Annotated in this window: 18 protein-coding genes and 1 pseudogene; 14 read left to right on the top strand and 5 right to left on the bottom strand. The window is 70.8% G+C overall.

From position 1 onward, the window contains the following. Window positions 1–23: 23 nt before the first annotated feature. A complete protein-coding gene (locus AB0J02_RS16840; protein ID WP_363194415.1) occupies window positions 24–875 on the bottom strand; it encodes an MHYT domain-containing protein in 852 nt (283 codons plus the stop codon). 215 nt (window positions 876–1,090) lie between these two features. Here AB0J02_RS16840 and AB0J02_RS16835 point away from each other — a divergent pair, with 215 nt between their 5' ends. From AB0J02_RS16835 to AB0J02_RS16815, 5 genes and pseudogenes are all read left to right on the top strand, one after another. After that, the gene (locus AB0J02_RS16835; protein WP_363194414.1) at window positions 1,091–1,690 is read left to right on the top strand and encodes a methyltransferase domain-containing protein; all 600 of its coding nucleotides are present in this window, start codon (window positions 1,091–1,093) and stop codon (window positions 1,688–1,690) included. Between the two features lie 61 nt (window positions 1,691–1,751). Further along, a pseudogene (locus AB0J02_RS16830) lies at window positions 1,752–2,023 on the top strand (PadR family transcriptional regulator); the annotation flags it as partial. Between the two features lie 122 nt (window positions 2,024–2,145). Then, a complete protein-coding gene (locus AB0J02_RS16825) occupies window positions 2,146–2,487 on the top strand; it encodes a hypothetical protein (protein WP_363194413.1) in 342 nt (113 codons plus the stop codon). A gap of 223 nt (window positions 2,488–2,710) precedes the next feature. Beyond that, a complete protein-coding gene (locus AB0J02_RS16820) occupies window positions 2,711–3,592 on the top strand; it encodes a hypothetical protein (RefSeq protein ID WP_363194412.1) in 882 nt (293 codons plus the stop codon). 112 nt (window positions 3,593–3,704) lie between these two features. After that, window positions 3,705–5,093 carry a tannase/feruloyl esterase family alpha/beta hydrolase gene (locus tag AB0J02_RS16815; RefSeq protein ID WP_363194411.1) on the top strand — a complete coding sequence of 463 codons (1,389 nt, stop codon included), beginning with the start codon at window positions 3,705–3,707 and terminating at the stop codon, window positions 5,091–5,093. Here the strand turns inward: AB0J02_RS16815 and AB0J02_RS16810 are convergent. Continuing rightward, window positions 5,090–5,272: a hypothetical protein gene (locus AB0J02_RS16810; protein WP_363194410.1), complete on the bottom strand. Its 183-nt coding sequence runs from the start codon at window positions 5,270–5,272 to the stop codon at window positions 5,090–5,092. The two genes, AB0J02_RS16815 and AB0J02_RS16810, sit on opposite strands and share 4 nt — an antisense overlap. A gap of 159 nt (window positions 5,273–5,431) precedes the next feature. Beyond that, complete coding sequence (locus AB0J02_RS16805; RefSeq protein WP_363194409.1) at window positions 5,432–6,499, bottom strand: acyl-CoA desaturase; 1,068 nt, start codon at window positions 6,497–6,499, stop codon at window positions 5,432–5,434. 341 nt (window positions 6,500–6,840) lie between these two features. Between AB0J02_RS16805 and AB0J02_RS16800 the strand changes: the two genes are divergently transcribed. After that, window positions 6,841–9,642, top strand: coding sequence for a DEAD/DEAH box helicase (locus AB0J02_RS16800; RefSeq protein WP_363194408.1), 2,802 nt, complete (start codon window positions 6,841–6,843; stop codon window positions 9,640–9,642). After that, window positions 9,639–10,955 carry an SWF or SNF family helicase gene (locus AB0J02_RS16795; RefSeq protein WP_363194407.1) on the top strand — a complete coding sequence of 439 codons (1,317 nt, stop codon included), beginning with the start codon at window positions 9,639–9,641 and terminating at the stop codon, window positions 10,953–10,955. Before AB0J02_RS16800 ends, AB0J02_RS16795 begins: the two co-directional genes overlap by 4 nt. 82 nt (window positions 10,956–11,037) lie before the next feature. On the opposite strand, the gene AB0J02_RS16790 is transcribed toward AB0J02_RS16795, so the two are convergent. Further along, window positions 11,038–12,264 carry an acyl-CoA dehydrogenase family protein gene (locus AB0J02_RS16790; RefSeq protein ID WP_363194406.1) on the bottom strand — a complete coding sequence of 409 codons (1,227 nt, stop codon included), beginning with the start codon at window positions 12,262–12,264 and terminating at the stop codon, window positions 11,038–11,040. A 163-nt stretch (window positions 12,265–12,427) separates the two neighbouring features. Between AB0J02_RS16790 and AB0J02_RS16785 the strand changes: the two genes are divergently transcribed. Then, a complete protein-coding gene (locus AB0J02_RS16785; protein ID WP_363194405.1) occupies window positions 12,428–13,081 on the top strand; it encodes a TetR family transcriptional regulator in 654 nt (217 codons plus the stop codon). Between the two features lie 22 nt (window positions 13,082–13,103). Here the strand turns inward: AB0J02_RS16785 and def are convergent, their stop codons facing one another. Beyond that, window positions 13,104–13,655, bottom strand: a complete 552-nt coding sequence (gene def / locus AB0J02_RS16780) for a peptide deformylase (RefSeq protein WP_363194404.1) — start codon at window positions 13,653–13,655, stop codon at window positions 13,104–13,106. 140 nt (window positions 13,656–13,795) lie between these two features. On the opposite strand from def, the gene AB0J02_RS16775 reads away from it, so the two are divergent. The 6 genes from AB0J02_RS16775 (at window position 13,796) to AB0J02_RS16750 (ending at window position 19,228) form a co-directional block, all read left to right on the top strand. Then, window positions 13,796–15,034 carry a MurT ligase domain-containing protein gene (locus AB0J02_RS16775; protein ID WP_363194403.1) on the top strand — a complete coding sequence of 413 codons (1,239 nt, stop codon included), beginning with the start codon at window positions 13,796–13,798 and terminating at the stop codon, window positions 15,032–15,034. 35 nt (window positions 15,035–15,069) lie between these two features. Next, window positions 15,070–15,801, top strand: coding sequence for a glutamine amidotransferase (locus AB0J02_RS16770; protein WP_363194402.1), 732 nt, complete (start codon window positions 15,070–15,072; stop codon window positions 15,799–15,801). Between the two features lie 169 nt (window positions 15,802–15,970). After that, complete coding sequence (locus AB0J02_RS16765) at window positions 15,971–16,996, top strand: 6-phosphofructokinase (RefSeq protein ID WP_363194401.1); 1,026 nt, start codon at window positions 15,971–15,973, stop codon at window positions 16,994–16,996. A 125-nt stretch (window positions 16,997–17,121) separates the two neighbouring features. Next, entirely contained in the window at window positions 17,122–18,075 is a 954-nt protein-coding gene (locus AB0J02_RS16760; RefSeq protein ID WP_363194400.1) for a cytochrome c oxidase assembly protein, read from the top strand. 98 nt (window positions 18,076–18,173) lie between these two features. Beyond that, on the top strand, window positions 18,174–18,332 hold the full coding sequence (locus AB0J02_RS16755) for a hypothetical protein (RefSeq protein WP_324768595.1): 159 nt from the start codon (window positions 18,174–18,176) through the stop codon (window positions 18,330–18,332). A 179-nt stretch (window positions 18,333–18,511) separates the two neighbouring features. Then, window positions 18,512–19,228: a lysophospholipid acyltransferase family protein gene (locus AB0J02_RS16750; protein WP_363194399.1), complete on the top strand. Its 717-nt coding sequence runs from the start codon at window positions 18,512–18,514 to the stop codon at window positions 19,226–19,228. The last annotated feature ends 57 nt before the right edge of the window (window positions 19,229–19,285 follow it).

The raw sequence follows: 19,285 nt of genomic DNA, 5'->3' as shown, positions 1-19,285 counted from the left end.
TGGGGCGGAGTCGGCGCGGTCCGTCAAAGGGTCCGGCTTTCCACGGGCGGTGCGGCCGCTTCGGAGGCCTCCTGCTCACCCACAGGCGGTACGGCCGCCTCGGAGGTCTCCCGCTCGCCCACGGGCGATGCGGCCGCTTTGGAGGCCTCGCGCTCGTCCGCGGTCGGGGACAGCGCGACGAACGCCGACGTCAGGAACAGGTAGGAGCCGAGGCCCACGGCGAGCGGGAAGATGAACTGCATCGCCGTCGCGCCGGGCAGCGCGGCCGGGGAGGGCGTCACGCGCACGCTCACCGCGATCATCCCGGTGTAGTGCATGCTGCTCACGGCCCCGCCCAGCACCAGGGACGCGCCCGCGACGGCCGCCGGTGACCTGATGTTGAGGCCGGCCCACAGGGCCGCGGTCGCCACGGCGACGGCGATCACGACGGAGAGCGCGACCAGCAGCGGGTCGTAGCTGACGCGGCCGTGCAGGCGCAGGGCCGCCATGCCGAGGTAGTGCATGCTGGCGACGCCCAGCCCGGTGGTGAGGCCGCCGAGCGCGAGGGCGCGCCGCCGGTCGCGTCCGTAGCCGACAGCGAAGATCCCGACGCCGACCACTGCGACGGCGACGACGAGGCCGAGGACGGTCAGCGGCACGTTGTAGCGGATCTGGGTGCCGCTGACGCCGAACCCGAGCATGGCGACGAAGTGCATCGTCCAGATGCCGGTGCCGATGGCGGAGGCCGCGGTGACGAGCCAGTTGCGGCGGGCCCGCCCTGTGGTGCTCAAGGCCCGCACAGTGCAGCGCAGTCCCAGTGCGGCGCCGATGCACGCCATCACGTACGACAGCACCGGGGTAAGCCAGCCGAATGCGGCGTGGTCCAGATGTCCCATGGCCCGGGAAGCTAGTCGCGGTGGGGGCGCACAACAGGGGCGCATTCCGAAAGCTGTTGGAAGATGACAGAGATGCTCCCTGAACGACCGCATCAGGGTCGAACATGTGCACCGCACGTGCATGCGATGGTTTCGGTTCCGATACGGACCTTTCGAGCCGGGGTCCCTCGTTCGTGGCGCCCCGCCGCTCGGTGAGCTGCGCAATCATGGAGCGCATGAGCGATGACCCCACACGTGTGCAGGAGTTCTTCACGGCCCGGGCCGCCGACTGGGACGCCCGCTTCCCCGACGACGGCCCGGCCTATGCCGCCGCCGTGGCCGCGCTGGATCTCCGCCCCGGCGGCCGGGTGCTCGACGCGGGCTGCGGCACCGGCCGCGCGCTGCCTGCGCTGCGCGAAGCCGTGGGGCCCTCCGGCGTGGTACTCGGCGCCGACCTGACACCGGCCATGCTGGCCGCTGCCGCACAGGCCGGCCGGGACAAGGAGGGGCAGTTGCTGCGCGCGAACGTGACGCGGCTGCCGCTGGGCTCGGGCACCCTGGACGCGGTGTTCGGCGCGGGACTCATCTCGCATCTTCCGCAACCGAGTGAGAACTTGGGCGAGTTGGCGCGCGTGGTGCGCCCGGGCGGACTGCTCGCGCTCTTCCATCCCATCGGGCGGCGAGCTCTCGCCGCGCGCCACGGGAGGCAGCTCACCCCCGAGGACCTACGAGCCGAGCCCAACCTGCGCCCCCTGCTGGCCGGTTCGGGCTGGCGCCTGACCTCGTACGTCGACGAGGACGCACGCTTCCTGGCGCTGGCGGTGCGCGCGGGCTGAGTCGGCGGCCGGCCATCCCCGGACGGCGGCCGCGAAGGCATCCGGGTTGTCGACCCCGTCCGACATCACCGACGAGAACCGCTGGTTCACCCTGCTCGCCTTCCTGTGCGCCACCTGGGCGGCCCTCAGGAACAGGCGGACGTACCGCACCGCCGACTCGACTTCCTGGAAGAACCCGCGAGCTACTTCTACGAGGGTGAACGCCCGCTGCGCGCGGAGGAGTTGAAGGATCCTTTCCGACGCGGGATTCGCACCATCGCGCGGGCCACGAGCCGCGCCGAGCTCGCCTGGCTGCGCGACACGCTCAAGGCCCTGGAATCGGCGGGCTGCTGACTCCCGTCGGGACGGCGCCGCGCCGCCCCTCCTCTGCCACCATTGATGCAACTCCACAATGGGCAAGGGCAGTTGACCGGGCCGGCAACGGCCCAGTCATCGGCAGTGGGACGGGGAAGCACATGTTCGACAGAGTCCGGAAATCCTGGAGCACCTGGCGCAGGAACGTCGCTCGACGCGAGGAGCTTCGGCGCTACGACGCGCGCTCCGCGCGCGCGGCCGCCCGGTCGGCCGATCGGCAGCGGCGCCCGCACAACCTGTTCGAAGCGGCGGCCGCCTACGTGGCGGCCTGCGTCGAGGACGATCAGGAGCGGATCGACGAGGCCGCGGGCTGGGTGGAGCCGGGCGCGCTGGGTTTCGGCGTCAACGAGCTTGCGTGCCGGGCCCTCATCGTCCTCGCGCGGGAGCGGGACGAGTCGCCGGGGGCCGTGGCGCGCAACCTCCTCGGCCTGCCGGTCGCCTGACGTCCGCGCAAGCCGGTTCGGCGCGGCGCCCCGTGTGTGCCCGCCTTCTTTGAAGAGTCCCGACACGAAGGGCACACGAAGCGCACACGGTATGTCGACATGCCGTCCACCGGAGGCGCGGACACCGGAGTGACCATTGATTTTCCTGGTCATCGCCCCTGTACGACATCGTCCGCGACTGACTAAGGTCACGCCGGTGGAACGAAGCTCAGGGGAGGCTGGCATGGCCGGGACGGACGACGCCGTCGTTGCCGAGGACGACGCGCTGTACGTACTCACGGCGGTGTTGCTCACCCCGGCGAAGTTTCCCAGCGTGCTCGGCGACGACTATCCCGAGGCATGTGCCGCGCTGGGGCTCGAGCCGCCTCCGGACGGTTACGGCCTGGTCCTCGGTCAGGACGGGCAGGGCGCGCGCTGGACGGTGGTCGTCGACGACGTCTCCCTGGTCGCGGTGGCCATCGCCTCCTGGGACTGCGGCATGGAGTACGAGCTGTCCCCGGACGAGAACAGCATGGTCGCGGCGTTGCCGGGCTGGCCGCTCGCGCTGGCCGTGGCGGCGCCCGGCGTCCCCGCACCGCACGACCCCGAGCCCGATCCGGAGACCGCCGACCTGCCGCCGCTGTGCCCGCCCGACACGGAGACGTGGGGGCCGGCACAGCGTCGCCTGGGAGCGGACGAGATAGCGCTCCAGTGGGCCGCGTGGCGCGAGCAGATCGACGACTCCCGGTTCGCCACCGACACCCCCACCGGGACGTCCGGACAGGACGACACCGACGCCGGAACCTCCGGACAGGACGACGCCGACGAGGTCGGCGCGCAGGCATTGTCCAGCGGTGCGCACCAGGGCATTCAGCGTGTCCTGGCCGAGGCGCGCGCCTACATGGACGCTCCCCCGCCACTGGGGCGGGTACGGTCCGCCTTCGCGTCGGGCGACGCCCGTACGCTGCGCGCCGACGGGCCGGGTTGGTCGATGGTGGCACGCACGGACGACATCGCCTTCATCCTGCTCGACGACGAACCGGGCGAGGTGCTGCCGGTCGGCCGGGGCGCGGAGCTGCCCAGCCTTCTCGAAGCGCTCGACAAGATGGCCGTGCGGCCGGTCTGAACCGCCTTTGCCACATAAGGCGTTCAGGCTGCATGTGGTTCCGACCCATGGATGAGCCGGGGCTCCCCCTCGACGATGAGGCCTCTTCCCGTCGCTTCGAGGAGGCCTTCTCATGCGCCCGCCCGGAACCGTTCCTTTGTTGGCCGTAGCACTGACCACAGCGCTCGTGGCCCTGGCCGCTTCTGGGCCGCAGGCCGCGAGCGCGCTCTCCCCGCGTGAGGTCCGTTGCGCGCACCAGACGCACGCGCGCGTGCCGGGCGCACAGGTACAACAGCTGGTCTGCCTGGACGACCTGACGACCAGTGCTCTGGCGGGCACTGCGTACACCGACACCGCCGACCAGGCCGGCCTGACCGCCCCGGGGACGCGCAACCCCTCCGGCGTCCCCGGGGTCCAGATCGACGGCTACTTCGCGGACGGCTCGCGGACGAACAGGACGCACGGCTGGAACCACGACGCCCAGTTCGTGATCCGGCTGCCCGACCGCTGGAACGGCGGCCTGGTGGTGACCGCCTCTCCGGGCAATCGCAAGCAGTACGCGACCGATGCGGCGATATCCGACCGCGTCCTCGCGCAGGGGTACGCGTACGCGGCGACCGACAAGGGCAACACCGGCCCGGACTTCTACCGGGACGGCGTGCGCCCCGGGGATGCCGTCGCCGAGTGGAACGCGCGCACGACGCAGCTCACCCGGGCCGCCAAGAAGACCGTCGCCCTGCGCTACGGCCACGCGCCGCGCCGCACGTACATGACCGGCATCTCCAATGCGGGGTATCTGACGCGCTGGCAGCTGGAGAACCATCCGGAGCTCTACGACGGAGGCGTCGACTGGGAAGGGGTCCTGTGGACGGCGGACGGGCCCCATCTGTTGACCACCCTGCCCACAGCGGTGGCGCACGGGCAGGGGAAGGCCGACACGGACGACATGTACGGGGCGGGCTTCGCGCGTGGCTCGGAGTTCCTGTGGCCCTACCACCAGAAGGCGTACTGGGGACTCACACAGAAGGTGTACCGCGCGGAGTTCGACCCCGCGTACGATCCCGACTGCCCTGGTACGACCGCCGGTTCGACGACGGAGGAGATCCTCGCCCCCTGTGCGTCCGACGCTTCGTACGACTACGCGCGGCGCCCGGCTTCGGTGCGTCGGGCCGTCGCACGCGTGGCCCTGAGCGGACGGATCGGGAAGCCCCTGATCACCCTTCAGGGCGACCTGGACACGCTGTTGCCGATCGCGACGGACGCCCGCGTGTACGCGCGCATGGTCGACGCGCAGGGACGCGGCCGGCTGCATCGTACGTACACGATCCGGGGCGGCACCCACACCGACGGCCTGTACGACACCTGTCCGGACCGGTTGCGGCCGATCCTGCCCTGTTACCGGGACGCCTTCGACGCTCTCACCCGGTGGGTACGGAGCGGGACGAAGCCGCCCGCGGACCGGGCCGTCGGACGGCCCGCGGACGGTGACGTCGTCAACTCCTGCTCGGTGCGGGATTCTTAATGGCCGATCTCCTTGCGCGTGACGCGGCGGAGCCTGCGCCGCTGTGAGGAGTCGAGCATCAGGTACGCCGCGGTGGGCGCGCCGAGCACGATGAGCAGGGCCGCCCACCAAGGCAGCCAGATCAGCTGGATGATCCCGATCGCCACGCCTCCCGCGGCGACCTTCGCGTTCCTCGACATGTATGTGGCCTCCTTCGGAGCGGCTCGCCCTCGGCTGAGTGGGGCGGGCTCGCCTCTGTTCTGTAAAAACGGGCTCACGACGTCCACAGTTCCGCCGTACGACCCTGATCCGCGCCCCTGAGATACCTCCGAGGCGGTGTACCGAACGTTGGGGTACGTTCAGATGTCGGCCCGCAGCGGCTCTCCCACTTCATACATGTGGCTCAGCGCCTGGCGATAGGAGTCGACGAGACCGGTCTCCGTGAACGGGATGCCCAGGTCGCGACAGTGGGCCTTCACCATGGGCTGTGCGAGGCGCAGATGGGGCCGGGGCATGCTCGGGAACAGGTGGTGCTCGATCTGGTAGTTGAGACCGCCGAGGAACCAGTCGGTCAGGATGCCGCCCTTGATGTTCCGCGAGGTGAGGACCTGGCGCCGCAGGTGGCCCCATTTGTCGCCCTCGGGGTCGGGCATTTCCATGCCCTTGTGGTTGGGGGCGAAGGCCATTCCCAGATGCAGCCCGAACAGTGCCTGGTGAAGGGCCGCGAAGGCGAGGGCGTGGCCGAGCGGCATGGTGGTCAGCAGCAGTGTCACGTAGCCGACGACGTGGGCGACGAGGAGCGTGCCTTCCACCCAGCGCTCCCGCCCGCTCTGCCGGCGCAGGTCCTTGAAACCGGACAGCTTCAGTGCGAGGCCTTCGAGCAGGGTGAGCGGGAAGAAGAGCCAGGCCTGGTGACGTGTGAGCCAACCGCGGAAGCCCACGCGGGTCGCGGCCTGCCTACTGGTGAACACGAGGACGTCGGCGGCGACGTCGGGGTCTTTCTCTATGTGGTTCGGGTTGGCGTGGTGCTTGTTGTGCTTGTCGTTCCACCACGCGTAGCTCATGCCCAGCAGCAGGTTGCCGTGGATCAGTCCGATGGCGCGGCTCGCGGATCGGTTGCCGGTGATCTGCGCGTGGCCCGCGTCATGGCCGATGAAGGCTGTGCGCGCGTACAGGACTGCCAGGACGGGTGCCAGGGCGAGTACCCACCAGGAGGTGCCGATGAGCGCCATACCTGTGACGACCGCTGCCAGGCCGAGGGTGTTGACCACGATGGTGCGCACGTACCAGCCGGTGCGCCGATCGAGCAGGCCCTGCCCTTTGATGTCGCGCAGCAGCGGTGTGAACTCGCTTCCCCCTGCGGACGAAGAGTGCCGCGCGGCGGCCCCTGTGGCATGTTCCGGGAGGGTTTCGACGGCCAAGGCCATGACAGTTCTCCGGTCTCTGGAGGGCGAGGTCGATGCGGCGGGCTACGGCGTCGGCCCGGCATCGAAAACCTATGGACCAGGGACCTTGGTCGGCCATGGCGCCACCACCCGACTGGGGCAGGGGGCCACCCCGCCCTCGGAGGGGGGTTAGCCACACCCTTAGGGGTCAGGTGACTTGGATCACGACCTGAAGGTGTCCGTCCGGCGGTGAGGGCCGTGTACCCTCGCCGACTCCAGGGTGAGTAGTCAAAATTGAGGAATACGAGGAAGCTGCCATCTCCGAGTACACGCATCCCGCACCCACCCCCACCGAGACCGCCGAACTCGTCCGCTGCTGTGCGGTGTTCGCGCCTGGTGACCCGGCACGCACCTCGACCGTCGCCTTCTGGCGGCCCGACGGCGGCGAACTCCCCCTTCCGGACGCGGGCAACCGCATCGAGCTGCCGCTGGCGCTTCCCGGGGGCGGCGGCATCGAGCTGGTGACGGTCGCCGCGGTCGCGCTGCCCGTGCGGTCCGCCCTGCCAGTGCTCACCCGCGCGCGCGGCGTCTCCCAGGCGGACCCGACGACAGCGTTCTGGGGCGCGGCCGCGCTGCTCGCGCTCCAACTGGCCGCGCGGGGACTCCTCCTGCCCGGCCTGAGCGCCGACGACCACGACGCGTGGCGTGCCGGGCCACTGCTCCCCGCGGACCTGGAGCGGGTACGGGAGCTGGCCGCCGCGATGCCTCCGGAAGCACAGGCGGTTCCGCTGGACGGCCACGCACCGCCCCGGTTGCACGCTCCCGAGAAACTGCTGCGCGCCTTCCTCGACGCGGTGGCCGACACCCTGCCCCGTTCCCCCGCCGCCGCACTCGCGGCGGGCGCCCCGGCATACGCGGACCGAGCACCGCGCCTCGCGCCCGAGCTGCGTACGTGGGCGGCCGACGTGGCGTCCGGACACGACACAGGCGTCCGGATCTCGCTGCGCGTGGAGGTGCCAGGGCTCGCCCGGGTCACGGACGACGACACACGCCTCCCGTTCCGTGCCGTGCTGCAGATGCACAGCGTCAGCGACCCCACCGTGGTCGCGGACGCGGCCGAGGTGTGGTCGGGCGCCGGCACGTCGAGCACGACGTTCGGGGCGCGGGCCCAGATGGACGCACTCTTGGCACTGCGCCGCGCCGCGCGCGCGTGGGCGCCGCTGACCCCGCTGCTGTCCGCCACTGTCCCGGACGCGGTCGAACTGGCCGACGACGAAGTGGCCGAACTGCTCGGAGAGGGCGCGCGATCGCTGTCCGCCGCCGGCGTCGAGGTGCACTGGCCCAAGGAGATGGCGCGCAAACTGACGGCCCGCGCGGTGATCGGCCCGCCCGAGGGCGACGGGCCGGGCGCGCTCGACTCGGACGCCTCGTCGTTCCTGTCCGCCGACGCGCTGCTCGCGTTCGACTGGTGCTTCGCCATCGGGGACCAGGAGTTGAGCCGCGAGGAACTGGACCGGCTCGCCGAGGCGAACCGCCCCGTCGTGCGGCTGCGCGACCAGTGGGTGCTCGTCGATCCCGAGCAGGCCCGTCGCGCCCGCGCCCACCAGGACCGCAAGGTGACCCCGGTCGACGCGCTGAGCGCGGTTCTGACGGGCTCCACCGAGATCGACGGCAGCCGGGTCGAGGTGCTGCCCACCGGATGGCTGGCGGGCCTCAGGGACCTCCTCGCGGACCCCGAGGGCATGGACCCGGTCGGACAGCCGGCCGCGCTCGCCGCCGACCTGCGCGACTACCAGCTGCGCGGCCTGAACTGGCTGGCCCGCATGACCTCGCTCGGCCTGGGCGCCTGCCTCGCCGACGACATGGGCCTCGGCAAGACGATCACGTTGATCGCGCTGCATCTGCACCGGCAGACAGCACGGGAGACCGCGGGGCCCACCCTCGTCGTCTGCCCGACGTCCCTCATGGGCAACTGGCAGCGCGAGATCGAGAGGTTCGCGCCCGGCACTCCCGTACGACGCTTCCACGGAGGGCGCCGCTCTCTGGAGAACCTGGTGGACGGGGAGTTCGTCCTCACCACCTACGGCACCATGCGCCTGGACTCCGCTCAACTGGGCTCCGTGCCTTGGGGGATGGTCGTCACCGACGAGGCGCAGCATGTGAAGAACCCGCACTCGGCCACGGCCAAGGAGCTGCGCACCATCGGCGCACGCGCGCGCGTGGCGCTCACCGGTACCCCGGTGGAGAACAACCTCTCCGAACTGTGGGCGATCCTCGACTGGACCACACCGGGTCTGCTGGGCCGGCTCGGCACCTTCCGCAGGCGCTACGCGCAAGCCATCGAGAGCGGCAAGGACCCGGCGGCCGCGGAGCGCCTGGCCAAGCTCGTACGGCCCTTCCTGCTGCGGCGCCGCAAGTCGGACCCGGGTATCGCCCCCGAATTGCCGCCCAAGACCGAGACCGACCGGGCCGTGTCGCTCACCACGGAGCAGGCGGGCCTCTACGAAGCGGTGGTGCGCGAGACGCTGGCGGAGATCTCCGGGGCGGACGGTTTCGAACGGCGCGGCCTGATCGTCAAACTACTGACGTCCCTCAAGCAGATCTGCAACCACCCGGCGCAGTACTTGAAGGAGGACAGGCCGCACATCGCCGGCCGCTCCGGGAAGTTGGAGCTCCTCGACGAGCTCCTGGACACGATCCTGGCCGAAGGCGCGAGCGTTCTTGTCTTCACCCAGTACGTGCGGATGGCGCGCCTTGTGGAACGTCATCTGGCACGGCGAGGCATTCCGTCGCAGTTCCTGCACGGAGGTACCCCGGTCGCGGGGCGCGAAGCCATGGTGCAGCGCTTCCAGGACGGCGCGGTGCCGGTCTTCCTGCTCTCCTTGAAGGCCGCGGGCACGGGACTCAACCTCACGCGCGCGGAACACGTGGTGCACTACGACCGCTGGTGGAATCCGGCCGTGGAGGCGCAGGCCACCGACCGCGCGTACCGCATCGGACAGACCCGGCCGGTGCAGGTGCACCGGCTGATCGCCGAGGGCACCATCGAGGATCGCATCGCCGACATGCTGCTACGCAAGCGGGAGTTGGCGGATTCCGTACTCGGTGGGGGCGAGTCCGCCCTGACCGAACTGAGCGATGCCGAGCTGGCCGATCTGGTCGAACTGCGAGGGGGCGTCCGATGAGTGACATGTATGACGCGCACGACGAGTTCCCCGAGGACGGGGACGCGGAAGAGCGCACGTTCGCCGCGCTGCCGCCCGCACACGGCCGGGGCTTCGCCCAGAGCTGGTGGGGGCAGGCGTGGGCCAAGGCCCTGGAGGACACCGCGCTCGACTTCGCACAGCTCAAAGCGGGCCGGATGCTGGCGCGCGCCGGGGCGGTCGGCGCGGTGTCGGTCCGGCCGGGGCGCATCACCGCGCTCGTGGAGGACCGCGAGGGTGCCCTGCACCGCTCGGACGTGCTGCTGCAGCGGCTCGGCGAGGAGGAGTGGGATCGTTTCCTGGGCATGGCCGTCGAGCGGTCCGGGCACATCGCGGCTCTCCTGGACCGCGACATGCCGCCCCATCTGGTGGAGGACGCGGCCGCCGCCGGCGTCGAACTCCTGCCGGGCATCGGCGACTTGGAGCCACGCTGCGACTGCGAGGCCTGGGACCACTGCGCGCACACGGCCGCGCTGAGCTATCAGCTGGCCCGTCTGCTCGACCAGGACCCGTTCGTGCTGTTCCTGTTGCGCGGGCGCGGCGAGCGGCGGCTGCTAGACGAGTTGCAGGCACGCAGTCTCCGGGTGCGCGGTGCCGGTGACGCCGCGTCGGAGGCCACGCCGCCGCGGGAGGCCGCGGGTGTGGACGCGGCGGAGGCGTACGCTTCCGCGGTCGTACTGCCGCCGCTGCCGGAGCCGCCCGTGCTGCCGTCGGAGCCGGGTCTGCCGCCGTCCTTGGACACGGAGACCCCTCCGCCCGCAGGCGTCGATGTCGCCGCGCTGGAGTTCTTGGGCGCGCAAGCCGCCGCGGAGGCCCACCGGTTGCTCGCGGAGGCGCTCACCGCTGGGCACGAACAGCGCGCCGTCCGGCCGGAGTCGACGGCGTCGCAGGACGCCGTACGGCTGGCGGCCGCCGCACCGCAGCGGCACATCGCCGAGCGACTGGCCCAGGAGGCGGGCCGGGGCCGCGAAGGTCTGGCACTGGCCGTGCGCGCCTGGGAGCACGGGGGCGGGGACGCCCTGACCGTCCTGGAGGAGGAGTGGGCTCCGGACCCGGAGTCCGCGGCACGCGCGCGTGCCGCGCTCGCCGCGGCCTGGGAGCCGGACGAGCAGCCCGTGCTCAAGGCTTCCCGAGGCCGCTGGACCGTTTCCGGCACGGCCGCCCAGTTGCGCCTGGGGCGCGACGGTCGCTGGTGGCCCTACCGCAAGGAGCGGGGCCGCTGGTGCCCGGCGGGACCGGCCACGTCCGACCCGGCATCCGCCCTGGCCGCCGCACTGGACGGCGGCGAGGAGTAGCGCCGCCGGTGAACCACGGCCCCGCATGGTGACGTCCGCGAGTGTGGCCGTCTCGTGCGGGGCCCCGGTCGACCGCTGAGTCCTAGCGGATCGGCATCCCGGCGAGGGTGCGGGCGATGACCAGGCGCTGGATCTCGCTCGTGCCCTCGAAGATCGTGTAGATCGCCGCGTCGCGGTGCATGCGCTCCACGGGGTACTCGCGCGTGTAGCCGTTGCCGCCCAGGATCTGGATCGCCTGCGCGGTGACCTTCTTGGCGGTCTCGCTCGCGAACAGCTTCGACATGGAGCCCTCGGCGTTCTCGAACTTCTTGCCCGTGGCTCCCATCCAGGAGGCGCGCCACACCAGTAGACGCGAGGCGTCGATCTGCGTACGCATGTCGGCCAGCTGGAAGGCGACACCTTGATTGTCGATGATCGGACGGCCGAACTGCTCGCGCGTCTTCGCGTACTCCAGCGCCACCTCGTACGCGGCGCGGGCGGTGCCCACCGCCATGGCACCGACGGCCGGACGCGACGCCTCGAAGGTCGCCATGGCGGCGTTCTTCACGCGCTCGCCGCCCTTCTTGGCCTTCTCGCGCGCGCGGGCGAGGCGCTCGTCGAGCTTCTCCTTGCCGCCGAGCAGGCAGGAACCGGGCACCCGGACGTTCTCCAGGACGACCTCGGCGGTGTGCGAGGCGCGGATGCCGTGCTTCTTGAACTTCTGCCCCTGGGACAGCCCCGGGGTGTTCGGCGGGACGATGAAGGAGGCGTGCCCCTTGGAGCCGAGCCCGGGGTCGATGGAGGCGACGACCACGTGGACGTTGGCGATGCCGCCGTTCGTCGCCCACGTCTTGGTGCCGTTCAGGACCCACTCGTCCTTCGCCTCGTCGTAGACGGCGCGGGTGCGCATGGAGGCGACGTCGGAGCCCGCGTCCGGCTCGGAGGAGCAGAAAGCCGCCACCTTCACGTCGTTCACATCGCCGTACATCTGCGGGATCCAGGTGCCGATCTGCTCCTCGGTACCGTTGGCGAGGACGCCGACCGCGGCGAGGCCCGTGCCCACGATCGACAGGGCGATGCCCGCGTCACCCCAGAAGAGCTCCTCCATGGTCATCGCGATGCCGAGACCGGTCGGGTCGAAGAACTGCTGCGCATAGAAGTCGAGGGAGTAGATTCCGAGCTTGGAAGCTTCCTGGATGACCGGCCAGGGGGTTTCCTCGCGCTCGTCCCACTCGGCGGCCGCGGGGCGGATCACATCGGCGGCGAAGCCGTGAAGCCAGTCACGGACTTCCTTCTGCTCGTCGTTGAGATCCATTGTGAACTCGGCCATGACCCCTCCAGGGCTGCGTACACTGCATATGTTACTTGCGGTAACAAGAGTCTGTTACTCGCCAGTAGCTCGTGTCAACTCCCGAGTGCGCGTTCGATACCGAACGGACGGCGAGTGTTACCTTTCGCGTGCGTCAAGCAATCGCACGGGCGGGGAGATCCTCATGGAGACCACACAGCGGACCGATCAGCGCGCGGAGCAGCAGTCCGCCGCCGAGCGTCGGCGACGCGAGCTGCTCGAGGCCGCGGACCGCGTGGTGCTCCGGGACGGCCCGGGCGCCTCGATGAACGCGATCGCGGCGGAGGCCGGGATCACCAAGCCGATCCTGTACCGGCACTTCGGCGACAAGGGTGGGCTCTACGCGGCCCTCGCGATGCGCCACACCGACGCCCTGCTCGCCTCGCTGCGGGCAGCGCTGGACGCGCCCGCTGAGCGACGGGAGCGCGTGGAGGCGACGCTGGACACCTACCTGGCGGCGATCGAGGCCAGGCCGCAGGTCTACCGGTTCCTGATGCATCCGGCGGAGGGGTCCCCCGGCGACTCCGGGTTCGACGTCGGGCGGCACTCGGCTCCCCTGCTGCGCCGCATGGGCGAGGAGTTGGCCGAGGTCATCGAGGAGCGCGTGGACCTCGGCCCGACCAGCCAGCAGCTCGCCCGCGTCTGGGGCCACGGGATCGTCGGGATGATGCACGCGGCCGGCGACTGGTGGCTCGGCGACCGGCCCTGCACCCGCGCCGAATTGGTGCAGGGACTCGCCGACCTGCTGTGGGGGCGGCTCGCCGCCGCGGGCGACAGGGCGGGCGGGCCCGCGTTCTGAGCCCGCCCCGGGAAAGCCGCGGCTAGCCGGCCGCGTCCCGCGCCCAGGGGGCCCGTGCCGCCTGGCGGAGCACCCGGCGCCGTCGCCAGCCGGTGACCCGGTCGGTGTACGTACGGCCTTCCACGTGATCGCACTCGTGCTGGAGGCACCGCGCGAACCAGCCCGTGCCGTGGATCACCACAGGGGCGCCCGTCACATCGACGCCCTCCACGCGCGCGTGGTCGAAGCGTGGAGTGCCCGCCTCCAGGCCCGGCAGCGACAGACAGCCCTCGGGTCCCCGGATCACCACGCCGTCCGCCTCGGCCAGACGCGGGTTGACGACATGACCTACGTGGCGCACATCGTCGTCGTCCTCGCAGTCGTATACGAAGACCCGCAAGGATTCGCCTACTTGGTTGGCGGCGAGGCCGACGCCCTGGGCCGCGTACATGGTGGCGAACATGTCCTGCACCAGGCGCGCGAGCGGCGGACCGAAGTCCGTGACCTCCGCGCAGGGTTGGTGGAGCACGGGATCGCCGAGCAGGGTCAGGGGTCGCACGCGCCCGGAGGCGCCCTGGATCGAGCCGTGTCGCATGGCCGTAAGGGTACGGTCCGACCTGCACCCCGATCCGCTGGTGGTGCCGCGGTTCGGGCTTGTCGGAGGATCTCGATAGGCTGAGTCCGGAAAGCGATGCCCGGGGCAGGCGCGGCGCCGTACGCAAGGAGGACCCAACAATGTCAGGCAACTCGGAGTCGATGACTCCGCGGGCCAAGCTGGCCGTGACGGCCGGAAAGGCCGCGGCCGCGGTGTCGCGGGCGGCGGGCCGCGGCAGCGGATCGGTGATCGGCGGCAAGGTCGCGCTCAAGTTCGACCCCGAGCTGCTCGGACGGCTCGCCCAGCACCTCGACGTGGTGCTCGTCTCGGCCACGAACGGCAAGACGACGACCACGCGCCTGATCGCCGAGGCCCTGCGGGCCAGCGGCCCGGTCGTCTCGAACGCGCTGGGGGCGAACATGCCGGCCGGCATCACCTCCGCCCTGTCCGGCGGCTCCGACGCCAAGTTCGGCGTCATCGAGGTCGACGAGAAGTACCTGGCCGGCGTCGCCCGCGACACCGCTCCCAAGGCGATCGCCCTGCTCAACCTCTCGCGTGACCAGCTCGACCGCGCCGCCGAGACGCGCATGCTCGCCGAGACGTGGCGCGAGGGGCTCGCCGGTTCGAAGGCCATCGTGATCGCCAACGCGGACGACCCGCTCGTGGTCTGGGCCGCCTCCTCCTCGCCGAACGTGGTGTGGGTGGCCGCGGGCCAGGAGTGGAAGGACGACGCCTGGTCCTGCCCCGCGTGCGGCGGCGTGATGCAGCGCCCCGGTGACGACTGGTACTGCGGCGAGTGCGGCTTCCGCCGCCCCACCGCGAGCTGGGCGCTGCAGGGCGACTACGTCCTGGACCCGCACGGCTCCGCCTGGCCGATCCACCTCCAGCTGCCGGGCCGCGCCAACAAGGCGAACGCGGCGTCGTCGGCCGCCGTCGCCGCCTGCTTCGGCGTGCCGCCGCAGGTCGCCCTGGAGCGCATGTACCAGGTGCAGGCCGTGGCGGGTCGCTACGACGTCGTGCAGTTCCAGAACCGCGACCTGCGGCTGCTGCTCGCGAAGAACCCGGCGGGCTGGCTCGAAACGTTTACTCTGATCGACCCGCCGCCGACCCCGGTGATCCTTTCGGTGAACGCGCGAGGCGCGGACGGCACCGACACCTCCTGGCTGTGGGACGTCGACTACACGCGGCTCGCCGGGCACCCGATCTGCGTGATCGGTGACCGCAAGCTCGACCTCGCGGTCCGCCTGGAGGTCGCCGGCCTGGACTTCCGGGTCTGCGAGACGATCGACGAGGCGGCGCAGATGTCCCCGCCGGGACGTATCGAACTGATCGCCAACTACACCGCGTTCCAGGATGTCCGCCGTCGCGTGGGCAACTGACCGATCCGCACGAGGACCAGCTAAGGATCATGAGCATGAGTGACAACAGCCTGCGTCTGGTGTGGGTCTACCCCGACCTGCTGAGCACCTACGGCGACCAGGGCAACGCCCTTGTGGTGGAGCGCCGTGCCCGTCAGCGCCGCCTCCAGGTCGAGCGCTACGACGTGCGCAGCGACCAGCCGGTGCCCACCTCCGGCGACATCTACCTGATCGGCGGCGGCGAGGACCGGCCGCAGCGCCTGGCGGCCGAGCGGCTGCGCCGCGACGGCGGCCTGCAGCGCGCCGTGGCCAACGGCGCGATCGTCTTCTCCGTATGCGCCGGGTACCAGATCCTCGGCCACGAGTTCATCAACGACCTCGGCGAGCGCGAGCCCGGCCTCGGCCTGCTCGACGTCTTCTCCACCCGCGGCGAGGGTGAGCGGTGCGTCGGCGACGTACTGGGCGACATCGACCCGCAGTTGGGTCTGCCGCCGCTGACCGGTTTCGAGAACCACCAGGGCGTCACGCACCTCGGCCCGTCGGCGCGGCCGTTCGCCCGCACCCGGATCGGCAAGGGCAATGGCACGGGGGACGGCACCGAAGGCGCCTTCAACGACACCGTGTTCGGTACGTACATGCACGGGCCCGTCCTGGCGCGCAACCCGCTGATCGCTGATCTGCTGCTGAAGCTGGCGCTCGACGTGAACGCGTTGCCTCCGGTGGACGACCGCTGGTACGAGGCGCTGCGCAACGAGCGGATTGCCTCTGCTACGGCCCAGCCCGCCTGAGCGTTCACCCCTGTCCCCTTTCGGGCGCTCTCGCGCCCATGTGAGCGGGGCTGTCCACCTGGCGGACGGCCCTTACGGTCAGCCCCCCGGGCGCCGATAAGGTACGGGCAATTCAGCCGGACGGTGCGGTCCGGTCATCGGCCCACGTTTGCAAAGGTATTCCGGGCGTATGCGTATTGGTGTCCTCACCTCCGGCGGCGACTGTCCCGGTCTGAACGCCGTGATCCGTTCGGTCGTGCACCGTGCCGTCGTCGACCACGGCGACGAGGTCATCGGCTTCCACGACGGGTGGAAGGGTCTGCTCGAGTGCGACTACCGCAAGCTGGACCTGGACGCGGTGGGCGGCATCCTCGCCCGCGGCGGCACCATCCTCGGCTCCTCCCGGGTGCAGCCCGCGCATCTGCGTGACGGTGTCGAGCGCGCGAAGGGGCACGTCGCCGACCTCGGTCTCGACGCGATCATTCCCATCGGCGGCGAGGGCACGCTCAAGGCGGCCCGGCTGCTGTCCGACGGCGGCCTGCCGATCGTCGGCGTACCGAAGACCATCGACAACGACATCGCCGTCACCGACGTGACGTTCGGCTTCGACACCGCCGTCGGGGTCGCCACCGAGGCCCTCGACCGGCTGAAGACGACCGCCGAGTCGCACCAGCGGGTGCTGATCGTGGAGGTCATGGGCCGGCACACCGGCTGGATCGCGCTGCACTCCGGCATGGCCGCAGGCGCCCACGCGGTCGTCGTGCCCGAGCGGCCGTTCGACATCGACGAGCTGACCAAGAAGGTCGGCGAGCGGTTCGAGGCAGGCAAGAAGTTCGCCATCGTCGTCGTCGCCGAGGGCGCCAAGCCCCGGGCCGGCTCGATGGAGTACGACGAGGGCGGCAAGGACGTCTACGGTCACGAGCGCTTCGCGGGGATCGCGCGCCAGCTCTCCATCGAGCTCGAGCAGCGCCTCGGCAAGGAGGCGCGTCCGGTGATCCTCGGCCACGTGCAGCGCGGCGGCACGCCCACCGCGTACGACCGGGTGCTGGCGACGCGGTTCGGCTGGCACGCCGTGGAGGCCGTGCACCGGGGCGAGTTCGGGCACATGACCGCGCTGCGGGGCACCGACATCGTGATGGTGTCGCTCGCCGAGGCCGTCGAGACGCTGAAGACGGTGCCGGCGGAGCGGTACGCCGAGGCGGAGTGCGTGCTCTAGCGTCCGCTTCCCCGGTTTCTTCAGTTGTTCTCTGAAGTGAGCTGCCCCCGGCCGCAACCGCGGCCGGGGGCAGCTCTAGTCTGGTGGCGCACAATCCGTACGAAACGAGCAACAGGAGCCGGCGGATGGATCACAGCGGGCACGGCATGAACATGGATCTGCCGCCGTTCACGCTGGGGCGCGGCCTCGAATGGTCCGCCGACCCCTTCTTCCTCGTCGGCTGCCTCCTGGCGCTCGCCCTCTACGGGTGGGGCGTCGTCCGGCTCGGGCGCCGCGGCGACTCCTGGCCCGTGACGCGGACCATCGCGTTCGTCGTGGGTGTCCTCACCATCGGCCTCGTGATGTGCACCAAGCTGAACGACTACGGGATGGTCATGTTCAGCGTGCACATGGTGCAGCACATGGTCATCAGCATGCTGTCGCCGATCCTGCTGCTCATGGGCGCCCCGATCACGCTCGCGCTGCGGGCACTGCCGGTGGCGGCGCGGCGTGGCCGCAAGGGACCGCGCGAGTTGCTGTTGATGCTGCTGCACAGTCGCTACATGCGGATCATCACGCATGCGGCGTTCACGATCCCGCTCTTCATCGCGAGCCTGTACGCGCTCTACTTCACCCCGCTGTTCGACTTCCTCATGGGGTCGAAGGCCGGGCACCTCGCGATGATGGTGCACTTCCTCGCCGTGGGCCTGGTGTTCTTCTGGCCGATCATGGGTGTGGACCCGGGCCCGAACCGCCCCGGCTATGTGATGCGGATGCTGGAACTGTTCGCGGGCATGCCCTTCCACGCCTTCTTCGGGATCGCGCTGATGATGGCCAGCGCGCCGATGGTCGGCACGTTCGACAACCCGCCCGCCTCGCTCGGCATCGATCCGCTCTCCGACCAGGTGGCGGCGGGCGGCATCGCGTGGGCGTTCAGCGAGGTGCCGTCGGTCCTGGTGCTGCTGGCGCTGCTCCTTCAGTGGAAGAAGTCCGAGGACCGGCAGGCCCGCCGCAAGGACAGGGCCGCGGACCGGGACGGCGACAAGGAGCTGACGGCGTACAACGCCTACCTGGCCTCGCTGAACGCGCGCGGACAGTAGCGCCACCGCCCCCTCACGGGTGACTATGGCCTTCTGGCCGCGGTTCGGGCGCCGCACATCGCCGTACGGCGCCCTGGCTGCCGGGAGGAGCGTGCCTGATGCCCGGATCCACGAAGACGATGGGCGTGTTCACCGTGGGCGGCCTGGTGGCCGTCACCGCCTACACGGTGGCGCTCGGCAGCAACGGCTGGCTGTGGTTCGGCTGGGTCGTGCTCGGACTGATCACGGTGGCGATGGTGGCCTCACGCAGCGCCTGACCCCGGCCGGGACGGTCCTGGGCGAAGCCACCGCATGGCCGGACAAGGCTTGATCGGGCTCTCGCGCGCGGGCGCCCACTTGCGATTGACTACAGTGCGCACGCACCCCGTCCGAGCTGTTGACGCGGTTCACGGGCTCAACGCGCTGTAGAAGCTGTTCATGGGGGAAGGCGACCGGCATGTTCTACCGACTTCTCAAGTACGTGATCCTGGGGCCGCTGCTGCGGCTGATGTTCCGGCCACGGATCGAGGGTCTGGAGCACATCCCGGACTCCGGTGCCGCGATCGTCGCGGGCAATCACCTGTCGTTCTCCGACCACTTCCTGATGCCGGCGATCATCAAGCGGCGGATCACGTTCCTGGCGAAGGCCGAGTACTTCACCGGGCCGGGCATCAAAGGGCGCCTGACGGCCGCCTTCTTCCGCAGCGCGGGCCAGATCCCGGTCGACCGCTCGGGCAAGGAGGCGGGGCAGGCCGCGATCCGTGAGGGGCTCGGGGTGCTGCGCCGCGGCGAGCTGCTCGGCATCTATCCGGAGGGCACGCGCTCGCACGACGGGCGGCTCTACAAGGGCAAGGTCGGCGTCGCCGCGATGGCTCTGAAGGCGCAGGTCCCGGTGGTCCCGTGCGCGATGATCGGCACGTTCGAGGCGCAGCCTCCCGGCCGGAAGATCCCGAAGATGCGGCGGGTGACGATCCGGTTCGGCGCGCCGCTGGAGTTCTCCCGGTACGCGGGGATGGACGACGAGAAGGCGATCCTGCGCGCCGTCACCGACGAGATCATGTACGCCATCCTCGAACTGTCCGGGCAGGAGTACGTCGACAAGTACGCGGCGCTCGTGAAGGCGGAGGCCGAGGAGGCGACGGCGCGGAGGTTCCCGAGGATGCCGCTGAGCTGACTTCTTTGCGCTGAGCAGAATCCGCTGGGGCCGCCGGGTGGATCGACGTACGGTCCG

The sequence above is a fragment of the Streptomyces sp. NPDC050264 genome (assembly GCF_040655895.1).
Lineage (GTDB): Bacteria > Actinomycetota > Actinomycetes > Streptomycetales > Streptomycetaceae > Streptomyces.
This window is presented reverse-complemented; position numbering and strand designations above follow the sequence as displayed.